Annotated in this window: 17 protein-coding genes; 7 read left to right on the forward strand and 10 right to left on the reverse strand. The window is 65.4% G+C overall.

The genetic code is table 11. The annotated features are described in order from the left end of the window. Window positions 1-2 precede the first annotated feature (2 nt). From AC3A6P_RS06390 to AC3A6P_RS06405, 4 genes are all read right to left on the reverse strand, one after another. On the reverse strand, window positions 3-671 hold the full coding sequence (locus AC3A6P_RS06390) for a cutinase family protein (RefSeq protein ID WP_487689758.1): 669 nt from the start codon (window positions 669-671) through the stop codon (window positions 3-5). A 71-nt stretch (window positions 672-742) separates the two neighbouring features. Further along, window positions 743-1,399 carry a sigma-70 family RNA polymerase sigma factor gene (locus tag AC3A6P_RS06395; protein ID WP_487689759.1) on the reverse strand — a complete coding sequence of 219 codons (657 nt, stop codon included), beginning with the start codon at window positions 1,397-1,399 and terminating at the stop codon, window positions 743-745. 9 nt (window positions 1,400-1,408) lie between these two features. Continuing rightward, on the reverse strand, window positions 1,409-1,996 hold the full coding sequence (locus tag AC3A6P_RS06400; RefSeq protein WP_487689762.1) for a nuclear transport factor 2 family protein: 588 nt from the start codon (window positions 1,994-1,996) through the stop codon (window positions 1,409-1,411). Between the two features lie 54 nt (window positions 1,997-2,050). After that, window positions 2,051-2,611 carry a TetR/AcrR family transcriptional regulator gene (locus tag AC3A6P_RS06405; RefSeq protein ID WP_487689764.1) on the reverse strand — a complete coding sequence of 187 codons (561 nt, stop codon included), beginning with the start codon at window positions 2,609-2,611 and terminating at the stop codon, window positions 2,051-2,053. A 173-nt stretch (window positions 2,612-2,784) separates the two neighbouring features. On the opposite strand from AC3A6P_RS06405, the gene AC3A6P_RS06410 reads away from it, so the two are divergent. From AC3A6P_RS06410 to AC3A6P_RS06425, 4 genes are all read left to right on the forward strand, one after another. Continuing rightward, window positions 2,785-2,919, forward strand: coding sequence for a hypothetical protein (locus AC3A6P_RS06410; RefSeq protein WP_487689767.1), 135 nt, complete (start codon window positions 2,785-2,787; stop codon window positions 2,917-2,919). 2 nt (window positions 2,920-2,921) lie between these two features. Continuing rightward, the gene (locus tag AC3A6P_RS06415) at window positions 2,922-5,723 is read left to right on the forward strand and encodes an ATP-binding protein (RefSeq protein ID WP_487690585.1); all 2,802 of its coding nucleotides are present in this window, start codon (window positions 2,922-2,924) and stop codon (window positions 5,721-5,723) included. Between the two features lie 198 nt (window positions 5,724-5,921). Continuing rightward, a complete protein-coding gene (locus tag AC3A6P_RS06420; protein WP_487689770.1) occupies window positions 5,922-7,550 on the forward strand; it encodes a glutamate synthase-related protein in 1,629 nt (542 codons plus the stop codon). Continuing rightward, window positions 7,547-9,505, forward strand: coding sequence for a thiamine pyrophosphate-dependent enzyme (locus tag AC3A6P_RS06425; protein ID WP_487689773.1), 1,959 nt, complete (start codon window positions 7,547-7,549; stop codon window positions 9,503-9,505). Before AC3A6P_RS06420 ends, AC3A6P_RS06425 begins: the two co-directional genes overlap by 4 nt. Before the next feature lie 180 nt (window positions 9,506-9,685). On the opposite strand, the gene AC3A6P_RS06430 is transcribed toward AC3A6P_RS06425, so the two are convergent. Then, on the reverse strand, window positions 9,686-9,838 hold the full coding sequence (locus AC3A6P_RS06430) for a hypothetical protein (RefSeq protein WP_487689775.1): 153 nt from the start codon (window positions 9,836-9,838) through the stop codon (window positions 9,686-9,688). Between the two features lie 30 nt (window positions 9,839-9,868). Here AC3A6P_RS06430 and AC3A6P_RS06435 point away from each other — a divergent pair, with 30 nt between their 5' ends. From AC3A6P_RS06435 to AC3A6P_RS06445, 3 genes are read left to right on the forward strand one after another with little or no spacing between them, the layout of a single operon-like run. After that, complete coding sequence (locus AC3A6P_RS06435; protein WP_487689778.1) at window positions 9,869-10,381, forward strand: serine hydrolase domain-containing protein; 513 nt, start codon at window positions 9,869-9,871, stop codon at window positions 10,379-10,381. A gap of 55 nt (window positions 10,382-10,436) precedes the next feature. After that, on the forward strand, window positions 10,437-10,586 hold the full coding sequence (locus AC3A6P_RS06440) for a hypothetical protein (RefSeq protein WP_487689780.1): 150 nt from the start codon (window positions 10,437-10,439) through the stop codon (window positions 10,584-10,586). An 18-nt stretch (window positions 10,587-10,604) separates the two neighbouring features. After that, a complete protein-coding gene (locus AC3A6P_RS06445) occupies window positions 10,605-10,739 on the forward strand; it encodes a hypothetical protein (protein WP_487689782.1) in 135 nt (44 codons plus the stop codon). A 256-nt stretch (window positions 10,740-10,995) separates the two neighbouring features. On the opposite strand, the gene AC3A6P_RS06450 is transcribed toward AC3A6P_RS06445, so the two are convergent. The 5 genes from AC3A6P_RS06450 to AC3A6P_RS06470 form a co-directional block, all read right to left on the reverse strand. Beyond that, entirely contained in the window at window positions 10,996-11,745 is a 750-nt protein-coding gene (locus tag AC3A6P_RS06450) for a CIA30 family protein (RefSeq protein ID WP_487689785.1), read from the reverse strand. Further along, window positions 11,693-12,079: a DUF4174 domain-containing protein gene (locus AC3A6P_RS06455; RefSeq protein WP_487689787.1), complete on the reverse strand. Its 387-nt coding sequence runs from the start codon at window positions 12,077-12,079 to the stop codon at window positions 11,693-11,695. The genes AC3A6P_RS06450 and AC3A6P_RS06455 overlap by 53 nt, the downstream gene beginning before the upstream one ends. A gap of 133 nt (window positions 12,080-12,212) precedes the next feature. Next, entirely contained in the window at window positions 12,213-13,319 is a 1,107-nt protein-coding gene (locus AC3A6P_RS06460; protein ID WP_487689789.1) for an NAD(P)-dependent oxidoreductase, read from the reverse strand. After that, window positions 13,202-14,056 carry an oxidoreductase gene (locus tag AC3A6P_RS06465; RefSeq protein WP_487689792.1) on the reverse strand — a complete coding sequence of 285 codons (855 nt, stop codon included), beginning with the start codon at window positions 14,054-14,056 and terminating at the stop codon, window positions 13,202-13,204. The genes AC3A6P_RS06460 and AC3A6P_RS06465 overlap by 118 nt, the downstream gene beginning before the upstream one ends. Window positions 14,057-14,137: 81 nt before the next feature. Continuing rightward, window positions 14,138-14,947, reverse strand: coding sequence for a DUF1906 domain-containing protein (locus AC3A6P_RS06470; protein WP_487689795.1), 810 nt, complete (start codon window positions 14,945-14,947; stop codon window positions 14,138-14,140). Between the last annotated feature and the right edge of the window lie 9 nt (window positions 14,948-14,956).

Consider the following 14,956-nt stretch of genomic DNA (forward strand, 5'->3'; position numbering starts at 1 on the left):
CGTCAGGGGCCTCGCAGGCGGTCGACGACGAATTCGGCGGCCTGGGCGGCCATGCCGTTGACGGCATACGCGCTGTGGGCGCCGCGGTCAAGGCCGCCCGAATCGCAGACCGGATCCCCTGGGGCGCAGAGGTCGATGGTCCTGTCCTTGAAGGAGGGGCCGATCTCGATGGGGGGCGCGTCATGCTGCAGCAGTCTCAGGATTTCCGGTGCGGGTTTACCGAAAAGGACAACCGCCGTGATGTTCTCGGCGACGTTCAGAGGTAGAGGGGTCAGGGCGTATCCGGCGGGAACGGACTCGCTGATGACGTAACCGCTGACAGCCGCGCCCTGAGAGTAGCCGCCGACGATGATCTCGGTGGAGGGGCAGTTGGCCGTGACATCGCTCAGGCGGTTGCCGGCATCCAGGATGCCTTCGACGGCGCGATTGAACTGTAAGGATGCCGGATAGTTCACGGCATGGACGCCGACGGTGCGGTCGAGTAGCCGTTGGCGCAGTGCTTCGATGAAAGGCTCACCGACCTCGCCCACGCCCGGGCCCTCGAAAGTACCGCGAGCAAACACGACCTCGACATCGGCACAGCCGGCGATCGAGAAAGCCGTCTGCTCCCCGTTGGCCTGTCCCGGGGCGGTGCCCATGAACAGTGCGGCTACCACCGCGCCGATGGCCATCGCGTAGAGCGGTAGACGCGTCAGGCGATTATTCAATTGCACTGCAGGCGATTTCGACGGTGTCCTTCTCTTCATGCTGACTGTGTCCCCGATTGCTGGTGAACTCGGGCGTATCCGCGGTCGGCGGCCAGGGCAGCCAGCAGGACGCGCAGCTGGGATCGGCCGCGGTGGATTCGTGACATGACGGTTCCCAGCGGCGTGCACATGATCGCGCTGATCTCCCTGTAAGCAAGGCCCTCGACGTCGGCGTAGTACACCGCCAGCCGAAACTCGACGGGCAAGGCATCCAGTGCATTCCTGACGTCGTCGTCGGGCAACAACTCCAATACCTCCACCTCCGTGGAGCGAAGTGCTTTCGGCGAACGCTCGGCGCCGGCCACCAGCTGCCAGTCGTAGATCGTGTCGACGGGCAGCTCGGTGGGCCGGCGCATCCGCTTGCGGTGACCACTGATGTGGGCGTTGGCTTGGATGCGAAGGAGCCACCCCTTGAGATTCGTTCCTTGCTGAAAGGTCCTGAAACCCGCGAACGCCAGCACCAGGGTCTCCTGCACCAGGTCTTCGGCGTCAGCGCGCTGCAGGGTCATTCGCATGGCCCCACCAAAGAGCGTGCCCAAGAGCGGGATCACGTCACGCGCGAACCGCGCCGCCAGTTGGGCGTCGGTCTCGTCCGGGGCGGGGGCAAGGTGGCCTTCGATGTCCGGAGGTACGGCCGGTTCGAAGTCGGTCATGACGATCTCCTACTGCTCTTCGGTCAGTGTGAGCATCGGCATTCCGATGGCAGGTGCGAGGCGATTCTGAAGTGCGACAATGGCTCGCAACGGTCGTAGGTGGATTGACAGCGAGGCGACCCTGCCCTCGGCGTTGATGCCGATCAGATCGACACCGTCGATCTCCGTGGTGCCGGTCTTGATATTGGTCACGACCGCGAAATATCCGTCACCCGAGATGATCTCGGTGACAGTGAACTCATCGATGGCATCGAGGATCTGAGACACCACCTTCGCGACCTGTTCGCGACCGACGAAAGGCTCGACGTCGAACGGGTTCTCGAATATCACGTACTCAGCGAGTTGAGCCGTTGCGCTTGTGGCATCGCGTGTTTGCAGAGCCGCCAAGAATGCCGATAGTCCTGCTGGAATCTCATCCATGGTGATTGGCTTCCGTTGTCTCCAGCGTCTCGCTGCATGTATGTGTGCTGGGGATCGAGTCGGCAGCGCCGACCTTTTCCGTGCCATCAGGTAAGCAGCGCCGGCGCCCCCTTCGCGTCGGTGACAATCCCTTAGATAGTCGCCGGACCGTCGCGGAGGTCCCATCGGTGTGCTCATGAAGCGGCGTCGGCGGAACGGATCACGTTGTCCGCTCGCCGAGCGGACTATCCGTCAGCGCATTCCCGCGAACACAATCTCCAGAACGCCGTCGATATATGCGGGTTCGAGTGGCATCGCATGAATCAGCCGGTACTCGACGACCCCGTACAGCAGGTCGCGCAGGGTCTGCCAGTCGGCATCGGCGCGTATCTCGCCGCGCTGCTGTGCCAGGGTGGCGCGGGCGCGGAAGTCCTCGATGTTGGGTGCGATGATCTGGTCGAAGAGGGCGCGCAGGAGGTTGGGGTCGGATTGGCCGGCGGCGATCAGACACCGATATGCGGGTCCGAAGCCGGTGGTCGTGATCAACTCCAGGATTGCGGTCAGTTGGCTCCGGATGTCGGCGACGACGTCGCCGGTGTCGTTGAGCGCAACAACCGTGCTCAGGCTCTCGGTTGCAGCCTCGAGTATCACCGCACCTTTAGATGGCCACCAACGGTAGATCGTCTGCTTGCTCACGCCTGCCTGCCTGGCGATGGCTTCGATCGAGATGTTGTCGTAGCCGAGCTCGCCGATCATCGAGATGGTCGCGTCGAGGATGGCACGACGAGATTGCTCGTTGCGGTTCGCAGGCATACCGCAAACCGTAAGCGAAAGGAGGCGACTTTTTGATGCGATACGGTTCGGTCCGTATTGACGGCAAGCAGACCGTCTCGTATCGTTTCGGTAACCGGCGCGGCGCTGCCGGCCAAAGGCCTAAATCCCACTGATCAGCACGGATAGGCGCCACTGCAAGAAGGAAGCCAGCCGTGTCCGTCGAACTGATCGATTCACGCGCAGAGACACCGCCCGAGCGGCAGATCTTCATCGGGCTCGGCGCGTCGCCGGGCCTGACCCGGACGCTCCTCGAGATTCGCCCCTCTACACAGAGTGCACTGCGGTGACGATGGTGGAGCAACCGCCGGTGCGCGGGGAGGACCGACTGGGCCGAGCCCGGACCGAGCGGAGAGGCGGAGGCCTGCTGGGTCGACGCGCAGAACGTGACGCGATCGGCCAGCTCCTGGCCGAGGCGCCGGCGGGTCGCAGCGGGGTCCTCGTGGTGCGCGGGGAAGCGGGCATCGGAAAATCTGCGCTGCTGCAGGACGCCCGCGACACCGCGGTCGCCTCGGGGATGCGGGTGGAACTGTCGGTCGGCGTCGAGTCAGAGACGCAGTTCGCGTTTGCCGGCTTGCATCAGCTGTGCGCGCCGCTATTCGACCGCATAGCGACACTGCCGGAACCGCAGCAGACCGCCCTCGGCATCGCGTTGGGCCGCCAGGCCGGCGCTGCGCCCGACCGGTTCCTGGTTGGGCTCGCCGTTCTCAACCTCCTTGAAGAGGCGGGGCCGATGCTGTGCCTGTTCGACGATGCACAGTGGCTGGACCTGGCGTCAGTCCAGGTTCTTGCGTTTGTTGCGCGGCGGGTGGTGGCCGAACGGCTGGTGCTGGTGTTCGCGGTGCGCGACCCCTGCGAAAGCGACGCAGACCCGTTGGCCGGGTTGCCCGAACTGCGCCTGGACGGGCTGGGGGAGCCCGATGCTCGGGCGTTGCTGACCACGGCGGTTTGCGCACCGCTCGATGGAAGGGTCCGCGACCGCATCGTCGCCGAGGCGCGCGGTAACCCATTGGCGCTGCTGGAGCTGCCCAGCAGCCTGCAGTTGGCTGGTGGCTTCGGACTCCCCGACGCCATGAGCGTCCCGCGCCGAATCGAGGCCAACTTCCAGCGGCGCTCGAACAGCCTCCCGGCGCAGACGCAGCAGCTGTTGTTGGTGGCTGCTTCCGAGCCCACCGGCAACGCGGCGCTGTTGTGGCGCGCGGCTGATCACCTGGGGATCGACCGCGAGGCAGCCGCGCCTGCGGAAACCGCAGGGCTACTGGAGATCGACACCCGAGTCCGGTTTCGTCATCCGCTGGTGCGCTCCGCGGTTTACCGAGCTGCCACGGCACCGGAGCACCGTCGGGCCCACTCCGCACTGGCGGCCGCCACCGACCCGCAGGCCGACCCGGACCGCCGCGCGTGGCACCTCGCGCAGTCGGTGCTGGGCACCGACGAAAAAGCCGCCGCGGACCTGGAGCGCTCGGCCGACCGCGCGCTGGCCCGGGGTGGGTTCTGCGCCGCGGCTGCCTTTCTTCAGCGGTCGACCGATTTGACGCCGGATCCTGCTCACCGGGCGAGACGCGCACTGGATGCTGCCAACGCCAAACACTGTGCCGGTGCGCCCGAATCCGCCTTGAAATTGCTCGAGAGTGTGGACGCCGGGCACCTGGATGCGCTGCAACGCGCCCGTCTGGAACTGCTTCGCGCCCAAATCACATTTCACCTCACCCAAGGCAGCGAGGTGCCGGGGATGCTGCTGAGCACCGCACGGATGTTGGCCCCCCTGGATCCCTCGCTCGCTCGGGAGACCTACCTGCAGGCCTTCGAGGCGGCGACCATCACCGGGAGCCCGGGTGTCGAACCCGGCCTACGTGAGGTTGCCGAAGCCGCCAGGGCCGCGTTGGCGCCGCCTGGGGCGCCAGGACCGGCGGATCTGCTGCTCAGCGGGCTGGTGGCCGTACACACCAGTGGATTCGAATCCGGTGCGCCCATCCTCAGGCAGGCGGTGGAGGCGTTCCGCGAACATATGTTCCCGGTCGCGACCGTCCGGGCCGGCGATGCCGGCAACTGGCTGTGGCTCGCTACGCGAACCGCGTCAGCACTGTTCGAGGACGAGCTGCTCATCGTATTGGCCGACCGCTACGTGCAACTCGCACGCGAAGCCGGTGCCCTCGCCACACTGCCCGGGGCGCTGGTCACTGCGACGTGTACACGGATCTACGCTGGAGAGCTGTCCCGCGCCGCCGAGTTTGCGGACGAGGCTGCCGCGATAGCGTCCGTGTCCGGCGCGATGCCGCTGAGCTACGCGAAAACCTTGCTGGATGCCTGGCGTGGCACTGATTCGGAGACCACCGAGGCATGCGCCACCAGTGTCGCCGACGCGACGCAACGCTCGGGGGGTGCCGACGCCACGATAGCAATGCTGGCGAGGGCGGTGCTCCACAATGGCCGCGGTGACTACCCGGGAGCGCAGAAGGCCGCTGCCTACGCCAGTGATTCGTACGAACTGGCGGTGAGGTGGCAGGCGCTGCACGAGCTCGTCGAGGCGGCCGTCCGCGCCGGCGATCCTGAATCCGCCTCTCTCGCAATGGAAGAGCTCAGCACCAGAGCCCGCGCCTGTGGCACCGAATGGGCGCTTGGTGTTGCTGCGCGCTCCCAAGCGTTGACCTGCACCGGATCTGAAGCAGAAGAGCGCTACCGCGAAGCGATAGAGCGACTGCAGAATTGCCGAATGGGTGCCTTCCTCGCCCGTACCCACCTCGTCTTCGGCGAGTGGCTACGACGCGAAGGTCGCCGCAGCGACGCACGCGAACAACTGCGCACCGCGCACGCGCTCCTGTCCGATATGGGTGCAGAGCCCTTCGCCGCACGCGCCGCCCGCGAGCTACGTGCCACCGGCGAGCATCCACGCAAACGGAACGCCCAACCCAACGGCGCGCTCACCGCCCAAGAACTGACCATCGCGCGACTCGTCGCGACCGGAGCGACCTCCCGTGAGGTCGGCGCGCAACTCTTCCTGAGCCCGCGCACGATCGAGACCCACCTACGAAACATCTTCCGCAAACTCGGCATAACTTCGCGCCGACAACTCAAACAGCTGCCACCGCTCTGACGTGAGTGGGTCGAAAACTGCTCTTGCAGAGCGGTTCCGAGAAAGGTGAGTGACCATCTACAAGAACGTCCAAGTGATGCTCGGTACCGTGGGCGGCGACCTGACCATGCACAGACGCGAGCACAGACACCCGAGCAGCCTCGCTGGGGTTTCGGGACCGGCTGCCAATCCCGTTGCCCAGCCCCGGCGAGGAGTGTTGTGAAGATCGGTACAGCGAATGCACTACGGGTGGCGTCCTTGGACGACCTGGCACCCGACCGACCGCATCCCGTCTCGGTTGGTGGTGTGGACATCGTCCTCATCCGCCGAGGCGAGAGCGTGTCTGCGCTCACCGGACGGTGCCCACATCGCGGTGCACTGCTGGGTGACGGGCGTGTCGACGGTGACCTGATTGTGTGCGGGGTGCACGGTTGGCGTTACGACTCCGAGACGGGCGTGTCGCCCGTGAACCCGGCGGTGGCACTCACCAAGTTTCCCGCCTGGGTGTCCGACGGCGCCGTGTACCTGGACGAGTCGTCGGTGGCGGAATTCAAGCGCGCCAATCCGGTGGCATACGAGGATGACGGCTACCAGGGCCGCTGGATCAAGCCGGCCGACTCCGCCGACGAGCCGTTCGTCACACACATCCACGAGCTGGCCGAGCACGGTCTGGACAGGGTTGGGCACCACGGACCGATGGCGGCCATGGGCGTGCCCAGGGATCAGTTGCCGAAGTGGGACTCGATCCAGCTGGTGACCGGGCAACTGGCGCGGTTGCCGCTGCTGGAGGACGAGCCGGTCGTTACCGAGACCGTGATCGGGCCGGCAGCCAAACGTCCGCTGGTGCTGGATATTCCGCTTTTCGTCAGCGATATGAGCTTTGGAGCGCTCTCGGAGGAGGCCAAGGTCGCCTTGTCCGCGGGGGCGCAGCTGGCCGGTACCGGAATCTGTTCCGGTGAAGGCGGCATGCTTCCCGAAGAGCAACAGCACAACTCGCGATACTTCTATGAGCTCGCCTCCGCCCGTTTCGGGTGGGATGTCGAGCATCTGCAGAAGGTGCAGGCGTTTCACTTCAAGGGCGGTCAGGGCGCCAAGACCGGAACCGGGGGCCATCTACCCGGAAGCAAGGTGACCGGCAAGATCGCCGAGGTGCGGGGCCTGCCGGAGGGCGCCGCTGCGATCTCTCCCGCCCGGTTTCCCGATTGGACCTCGCTCGATCAGCTCCGCGATTTCGCCGCGCAGGTGCGAGAGGTGTCCGGGGGGATTCCCGTCGGGTACAAGATGAGTGCGCAGCAGATCGAACGTGATATCGACGCGGCTCTGGCGATCGGTGTCGATTACATCATCCTCGATGGGCGCGGCGGTGGAACAGGCGCGGCACCAACTCTGTTCCGCGACAACATCTCCGTGCCGACGATTCCGGCACTGGCCAGGGCGCGGCGGCACCTGACAGCGTGTGCAGCCCACGACATCACGCTGGCCGTCACCGGCGGAATTCGTACTGCGGCGGATATGGTCAAGGCACTGGCACTGGGCGCAGATGCCATCGGATTATCCAATTCGGCGCTTCAGGCCATCGGATGCGTCGGCATGCGCGCGTGCAATAGCAACGCCTGTCCGGTGGGGATCGCCACTCAGCAGCCTCATCTGCGCGACCGGTTGCCCGTGCAACTGGCCGCGCAGCGCCTGCATCGCTTTCTGCAATCCACCGTCGAGCTGATGGTGATTCTCGCCAGGGCATGTGGTCACCGACGCCTCGCCGACTTTGAACTCGACGACCTCGTCACGTTCGATCGCGACTTCGCCTATCTCAGCGGAGTCCCCTACGCGGGAGTGGTGCCGCTGTGAGTTCCGACGGCTACAGCCCGAACGTCCAGTGGCACAGAGCGATCAATTCCGACTCGCTCGACGAGGGCGAGGTGACGGTGTGCACCGTTGGCCTGAAGTCCGTCGCGCTGACCAAACTGCGCGGCGAGTTCGGCGCCATTGACAACCGGTGCCCTCATCAAGGCGGGCCGCTGGGGCAGGGCACCGTGGAGAACGGAAAGATCCGGTGCCCCTGGCACGGCTTCGATTTCGACCCGTTCACCGGTGAAGCTGCGGGAGGGCCCGATTTCGACGTCCCGACTTACCCTGTCGAGGTTCGCACGGACGGGGTCTACATAGGCACGCCCGCGCCTGCAGCACACGTGCGTACGGTCAGCGACGTGCTGGTCGAGACGATGACCAACTGGGGAGTCGACACGGTATTCGGGATGGTCGGGCACTCGAATCTGGGCATGGCGGAGGCGATGCACCGCGCGGAGGCCGAGGGCAAGCTCCGCTACTTCGGCATTCGTCACGAGGGGGCGGCCGCCTTCGCGGCATCGGCCTACGGCAAGCTGACCGGCAGACCCGCCGCCTGCTTCGGCATCGCGGGGCCCGGTTCGACGAACCTGCTGACCGGTCTGTACGACGCGAAGGCCGACCGCGCACCGGTACTGGCCCTCTCGGGCAACGTGGACTCGTCCGTTGCCGGCAAAGGCGCCTTCCAGGACATCGACCTACTCGCCGCGTTAGGGGACGTTTCCACCTATTCGGCCATGGTCCGCTCGGGATCCGACCACGCCGAACTGATGACGATGGCACTCAAGCACGCGGTACTCGGGCGCGGAGTCGGACACCTCGTGCTGCCCGACGAGGTGCAGGTGCTCGCGGCACCGCAACAGCCCGCCTCCGGCCCCACTGGGCGGATTCCCGACCTGCGGGTGGGCCCGCCCGCACAGGCGCTCGCCGAGGCACTCGCTGTCATCGAGACTGCCGCCCGGCCAGTCATCGTGGTGGGCGCGGGTGCGAAACAAGCTATGGCACAGGTTATCTCACTCGCCGAACGGGTGAACGCCCCGGTTCTGACCACCTTCAAAGCCAAGGGGCAGATCTCGGACCGGCATCCACTGGCCTGCGGTGTCCTCGGCCGTTCCGGAACACCGGTGGCGTCCTGGATGATGAACAAGGCCGACCTGTTGCTGGTGTTCGGCGCATCGTTCTCCAATCACAGCGGTATCTCCCCCTACAAGCCGACGGTTCAGGTCGACACCGATCCTCTGATGCTCGGCCGGTTCCGGCCCGTAACAGTGCCGGTACTCGGGGATGTGGGTGTCACCGCCCACGCGTTGGCGGAGTATCTGCGCGTTCACCCGGCGATCGTCGACCAACGCCCGGAGATCGCCGAACGCTGGGCAGTGTGGCGCACAGAGAAGGCCCGACGTGCGGCTGTAGCACCGGGCAGCGGGCGGGTGTCCGCCGCGACGGTCTTCCACGAGCTGAATGGGCTGGCACCCGAAAACGCCGTCATGACAGTCGACGTGGGCAACCACGCCTACTCCTTCGGGCGGTATTTCGAACCTACGTCACAGGCGGTTCTCATGTCGGGCTATCTCGGTTCGATCGGCTTCGGCTTCCCGGCTGCCTTGGGAGCGTGGGCGGCTGCCCCGGACCGTCCGGTCGTCGCCGTCACCGGCGACGGTGGGTTTGGCCAGTACCTCGCCGAATTCACCACAGCTGTCAAGTACGGCATGAACATCACCCACATTTTGCTCAACAACGGCGAACTCGCCAAGATCAGCGAAGAACAGCGCAGCGCCGAGTATGCGGTCTGGCAGACGTCGCTGCTGAATCCCAACTTTGCGGCGCTGGCCCGTGACTGCGGCGCCTACGGCAAGCGTGTCACCGATCCGGCCGACCTCGGGTCCGTCATCGCAGAGGCACTCGGTCACCCCGGACCGGCCATGGTGGAGATCATGACCGACCCCGGATCGCACTAGCCGTCGAGAGCGTCTCGCATCGCGTGTTGCCGATCGGAATCGAGGATGTCGACGACCAGCCGGCGGACGACTCGCACATGGCAGGGGCCGCCGCCTGCAGGTGTGTCAGTCCTTTAATATGCTTGACGACAACATACTTCGATGTCGAAACGGTGCCCGCATCACCAGGAGCGAATGTCGTCAGAAGTGACTCGGGTGATCGGTCAACGCGACGTCGGCGGTGGTGGATAGCGCCCGGATGGCGAACTCGTGTCCGCGCTGCAACCGGTTCCGCCCGTTGGGTCCGTCGAGGTTGAAGACGACGCCATCCCCGGTGTACTCGGTCGCGCCCACGTCCGAATCCTTGACAATTAGGTGGCACCGGTGGCTCGGTACTGGCCTGAATTCGACGCTCGGGGAAAACAGCACGTCGAGGTTCGACACCTGTTGTCCCACACCTCGGGAGTCTCGGGCTGGAATCCGCCGGTGCGACTCGAGGATCTCTACGACGTGCGCGAGGCTGCCGCCAGGTTGGCCAACCAAGCGCCCTGGTGGACCCCCGGGTCTGTGTCGGGCTATCACCTGCTCACCTATGGTCACCTGATCGGCGAACTCGTCTACAGGGTGACCGGTTCGTCGCTGCGCGACTTCGTCCGCGACAACCTGACCGGTCCGGTTGGCGCCGACTTCCAGCTGGGTGTGCGCGAGGAGGACCTCGGCCGGGTTGCTGACGTCATCGCACCCCCTGGGCGCGTCGATCTGACTGCCCTGAATCCTGACAGCGTTGCCTACAAGACGTTGTCTACGCCCGCCTTGGTCGCAGATGTCGCCAACACACGCGTTGGCGCGCAGCCGAATTGGGGGCGGCCAACGGACACGGCAACGCGCGCTCGGTGACTGAGGTCTTGGCCCCCTGTCTCGTGGAGGTGCGGCGCTGTCCGGGAGAAGTCTGTTGAAGTCCAGCACGGTTGACCTCGTCTTCGACGAACAATCCAGCGGCACCGATCTGGTCAACGGGCTTCATCTTCGCTGTGGGATCGGGTACGCCCTGCCCGACTCCCACACGCTTGCGTGGATCCCCAACGGCCGCATCGCATTCTAGGGAGGCTGGGGCGGTTCCATGGCGATCATCGACCTCGACCGCCGCCTGACCATCAGCTCCGTCATGAACAACATTGGCCGCAACATCCGCGGCTCACCGCGGGCAGCGGCGTACACGACGGCCATCTACCGGGCCCTCGGAATCGACCACTGATCCTGGAGAAGCGCGCGACGGGAAAATGGAGCGCAGCGCCAGATGATCGTGCGGCCTTTGCTCATACAGCTCTGTTCTCCCTGAAATCGTTGTGGGACAGAGTGGATGGCAAATACCCGGGCCGGGCACCGCGGACCTCGCCGCCAAAGCCTTGATCAAGGCGACGTGAATGCCGATCGAGGTCGACGACGTTTGAGCTCTTTGATTTGGAGGCCAGGACTTCATCACAGGAGCGGCGATCTTCGTCACTTGGGCCTCAGGCTGTGGCGTCGATTGCGCTGACAGTGATTTCGAAGGGGCCCTGCTGTTTGTCGAGAATGTAGATCGCCACCTGGCTGATGCTCGAAGGGTCCAGGGTCTGTGGCGCGTCGGGCGCGGGATCGAGGCGCATACCAACCGGCTCGAAGCCCTCGATGGGCAGTTCGTAGGTCCGCTGGACGGCGGCCTCGGTGGGGAAACGCTGGATGTAGGACCAGGGCTGTCCTGCAGCGCCCACCTTCAACAGGTAGGTCTTACCGTCGCCCAGGGCGTGCACGCGGAGCGATTTCGCGCCGGCTGCTCGTCGCCCGATACCGGGGTCCTGCGGACTGCGGGCCGAAGCGAACCCGCCCTTGTTCTCCAGCGAGATGGTGCCGGAGAACACGAGGCCACCATCGCCGAACGTGATCTTCGAGGTGGACATACCGCCCATGACGGGGTCGTTGACCGTGGTCCAGGTGGTCACCTCTTGGGCATCGTCGAGGTTGACGAGAACGACGTTTGAACTGGCGGCGCCTGACTCTGCGGTGGGGGATGGCTCGGGGCTTCCGCATGACGCCGCGAGAAGCGCCGAGCATGCGAGTGAGATGCCGACAAGGCCCCGCCGGAACCGATGACCTCTGAACGTGTGGGGCCGGCACCTGCCCATCAGGTCAAGGTATTGGCTTCGGCACGTCACCGTACCGTCGCCGACATCAACAGCGATTCGGGTCGGCATCCATCTCACGGCTTCGCATGGGCATGCCATCGATCACGGCATAAATTGTTCGCAGGTTCGGTACCCCGTTGATGCGCAGTTTCTCGCCGCCGTCTTTTCCGATCAGCAGCACGGTGAACGCATTGCCATCAATCGCATATTGGTTCACCAGCCGTCGGGACTCATCGGCGTCGATGAGCTGACCATCGAGCGTGCTGGTGCCGTCGGCCACCACCGAGCCGAGCACCATGTCACGACCATCGAAGTCGCACCGGGTGGCCTCGATGCGGCTCAGCGTTTCGCCGAGCCTCGGATCGCTGTCCGAAGGCGCGAACAGAACTAATGGACGACGCTCCCAGCGGTAGTCGCTGAGCTCGGAGGCCATGGCCGTAGCTGATCCGAGGACAGAGCTCGTCACCAAAACAACGAGCATCAGCGCGAATCGCTGAACACTGTGCTTGTTCACCATGGTTGTTCTCGACTCTACCGACCCATGATCGGTTGTCGAGAGCATCACATCAGAATCCGAAATAGACCGCGGCCATGTCATCGTCGCCGTGGCCGGCCTCGCTGGCAGCGTCGAAAGCCGCGCGGACGCCGTCGACCAGTACTGTCGAAAGCCCGGATGCAGCAAGTGCGTCCATGATCAGTCCCGTGTCCTTGCGGACCCCGTCGACGCTGAACTGCGGGGCGTAGGACGACTCCAAGATGGCCTTGCCCTTCGCCTGCAGGAACGGCGAGTCCGCCGCAGCTCCGTCCAACGCGTCGAGCATCAGCTGCTGGTCCACGCCAAGGCTCTCGGCGAGAGCAAAAGACTGGCCGACGGCCGCGGCCAGAGCGCTGATCCACGCGTTGCAGACCAGCTTCAGCCTCGAGCCGAGACCGGGCTGATCGCCCACCCATATCGTCTTGGCCCCAATCGCGTCGAACGCCGGCATCACCCGGTCATGCAAGGCGGGGTCGCCCGAGGCCAGTATCACGAGCTTGCCCTGCTCCGCGGGCGCCTTGGTCCCGAGCACCGGGCTGTCCAGGAAGGCGACGCCTTGCTCGGCAGCAAGCGACGCAGTTCGTGAAGCACCTTCGACACCGACCGTCGCGCACTGGACGAATACCGCGTTGTCCTCCATTGTCGGCAACACCGACGCCATCACCTCCAGCGTCGCTGTCGTGTCGAAGAGCATCGACACCACGACGTCGGCGCCGGTGACGGCCTCAACCGGATCGAGCGCGACAACGGCACCATCGTCTGACAACGGCGCCGACCGCTCTGCCGTACGGTTCCACACCGTGACCGCGATCCCCTCGCGCAGGAGTGATCGCGCCATACCCGCGCCCATGGCGCCCGTACCGAGAACGGTTACTCGCATCACCTCATTGTGCCGCGACGACGCAGCAGACGCGCTCGGCCCGTGACTTTGCGCTGTTCCTGATGCACGGTTGGCACAGCCAATTGCATTGTGAGGCAGGCGGTGTGACGACACACCCGATGCTTGTCGGCACCTCGCGGCTACGGAGCGAACCCTTCCGGTAGTTCGATGTCGTCGACGGCGAGGTTCTCCTCGAGGTGTGCCACCGACGACGTGCCGGGGATCAGCAGCACGTTGGGAGCCACCGACAGCGTCCACGCCAGAGCGATCTGTGCAGGAGTGCGGCCGAGGTCGGCTGCGGCTCGCTTCACAGCGGGGTTACCCAGCACCGGGTTGTCTGCGGTGAAGCCCGAACCCAGTGGAAAGAAGGGGACGAATGAGATGTCGTGTTCGGCGGCGAGGTCGAGCACCGGTTGCGACGACCTGTCGACAAGGTTGTACGCGTTCTGCACAGTGACGATGTCGGTGCGGTCGAGTGCGATCCGCAGGTGGTCCACGGAGACGCCGGACAGACCGATGCCTCCGATGAGGCCTTCGTCGCGGGCGGCGATCATGGCGGTCAGCTGCCGGTCGAACAGTTCGCGGTCGACGGGTCCGACGGTGTTGGGATCCCCGGAATGGATGCGCAGGTTGACCGCGGCGAGGCGGTCGGTCTGCAGGGTGTGCAGGTTCTCCTCGATGTCAGCTCGCAGCTCATCGGGTTCTTGCGCGGCGATCCAGTTGCCGTCGCCATCGCGCCGGGCGCCCACTTTGGACACCAGCGCGAGGCCCTCGGGGTAGGGGTACAGCGCCTCGCGGATCAGCTCGTTGGAGACGTTGGGGCCGTAGAACTGCGCGGTGTCGATGTGGTCGACGCCCAGTTCCACCGCCCGCTTGAGCACCGCGATCGCCTGGTCGTGATCGCGCGGCGGCCCGAACACACCGGGGCCGGGAAGCTGCATTGCACCGAAGCCAACGCGCTTGACGGTGTAGGAGCCGATGTGAAAGGTCGTCATGTTAGGTATCTACGCGGTCGGTGCGCGATTTCTTCCACGTCCGCGAAAAAGGTGGCGCTCTGACCGGCCTCGGCGGTCACCTCACGTATGCAGATTCCACTGGCCGCAATCCTGGGCCAGGACGTCGTTGACGTCGACTTCGTAGCCCCCGACCAGCGGGCCCGGATTCGACTTGGTGGCCACGATGCGTTGGTAAAGAACGGCGTTGGGGTGAACCCGATTGCCCGACCAGGCCTTGGTCTGCCAAGCCCACACGCGTCCGGGGGTGCGGGAGTTCCCGATGACGCCGGAGACTGCCGCCCAGTGGCACACATCGATGCCCCCGTACACTCCGGTGCGCTGCACGCCCAGCACGGAGTTGATCCCGTAGAACCATTGCAGTGCAACGCTGTTCCATGTATCGAGGCTGATGTCCTCGTCGACGGAGAAGAAGATCGGAGCGTTGCGGGCGCCACCGGCCGCGGTGTGCAGCTGCCAGGCTGCCCGGGCGTCGGCGACACCGCCGGCGTACCCGCGGGTGAAGTCCGACGGTGCGCTGCCGCCCGGCTTTCCGTACTGGTAGTTGCTGATGATCACCAGCCCGGCTCTGGCCAGTGATTCGGCGTAGGGCCGGGTGATCGGCTTGGCGCCGAAGTTGGTGCCGGGACGCGAGAGTGAAACATAGTTGACCACTCCGGCGTACCCGGCGGCTTTGATGTGTTCGGCCGGAATCTGGTGCGCGGCGTAATCGATCAGCATCGGAGCGGCGGCTGCCGCCGTGGGACTGCCGAGGCCAGCGGACGCCGCGCTCAGCCCCGCCAGCGTCGACGCAGCGGCGGCGTATCGCAGCGCGTCGCGCCTCGATACCGGGCGTGGCGGACGAAGGCCACGATTCTCCGGTGAGTCCTGCACGGGCCGATG

The sequence above is a fragment of the Mycobacterium sp. Soil_C_30 genome, from assembly GCF_057656995.1.

Bases quoted from the DNA above. Each gene is read 5' to 3' on its own strand.
- AC3A6P_RS06390 (WP_487689758.1), bottom strand. From the start codon at position 671: ATGGCCATCGGCGCGGTGGTAGCCGCACTGTTCATGGGCACCGCCCCG.
- AC3A6P_RS06395 (WP_487689759.1), bottom strand. From the start codon at position 1,399: ATGACCGACTTCGAACCGGCCGTACCTCCGGACATCGAAGGCCACCTT.
- AC3A6P_RS06400 (WP_487689762.1), bottom strand. From the start codon at position 1,996: ATGAGCACACCGATGGGACCTCCGCGACGGTCCGGCGACTATCTAAGG.
- AC3A6P_RS06405 (WP_487689764.1), bottom strand. From the start codon at position 2,611: ATGCCTGCGAACCGCAACGAGCAATCTCGTCGTGCCATCCTCGACGCG.
- AC3A6P_RS06415 (WP_487690585.1), top strand. From the start codon at position 2,922: ATGGTGGAGCAACCGCCGGTGCGCGGGGAGGACCGACTGGGCCGAGCC.
- AC3A6P_RS06445 (WP_487689782.1), top strand. From the start codon at position 10,605: ATGGCGATCATCGACCTCGACCGCCGCCTGACCATCAGCTCCGTCATG.
- AC3A6P_RS06450 (WP_487689785.1), bottom strand. From the start codon at position 11,745: ATGGCATGCCCATGCGAAGCCGTGAGATGGATGCCGACCCGAATCGCT.
- AC3A6P_RS06455 (WP_487689787.1), bottom strand. From the start codon at position 12,079: ATGGCCTCCGAGCTCAGCGACTACCGCTGGGAGCGTCGTCCATTAGTT.
- AC3A6P_RS06465 (WP_487689792.1), bottom strand. From the start codon at position 14,056: ATGACGACCTTTCACATCGGCTCCTACACCGTCAAGCGCGTTGGCTTC.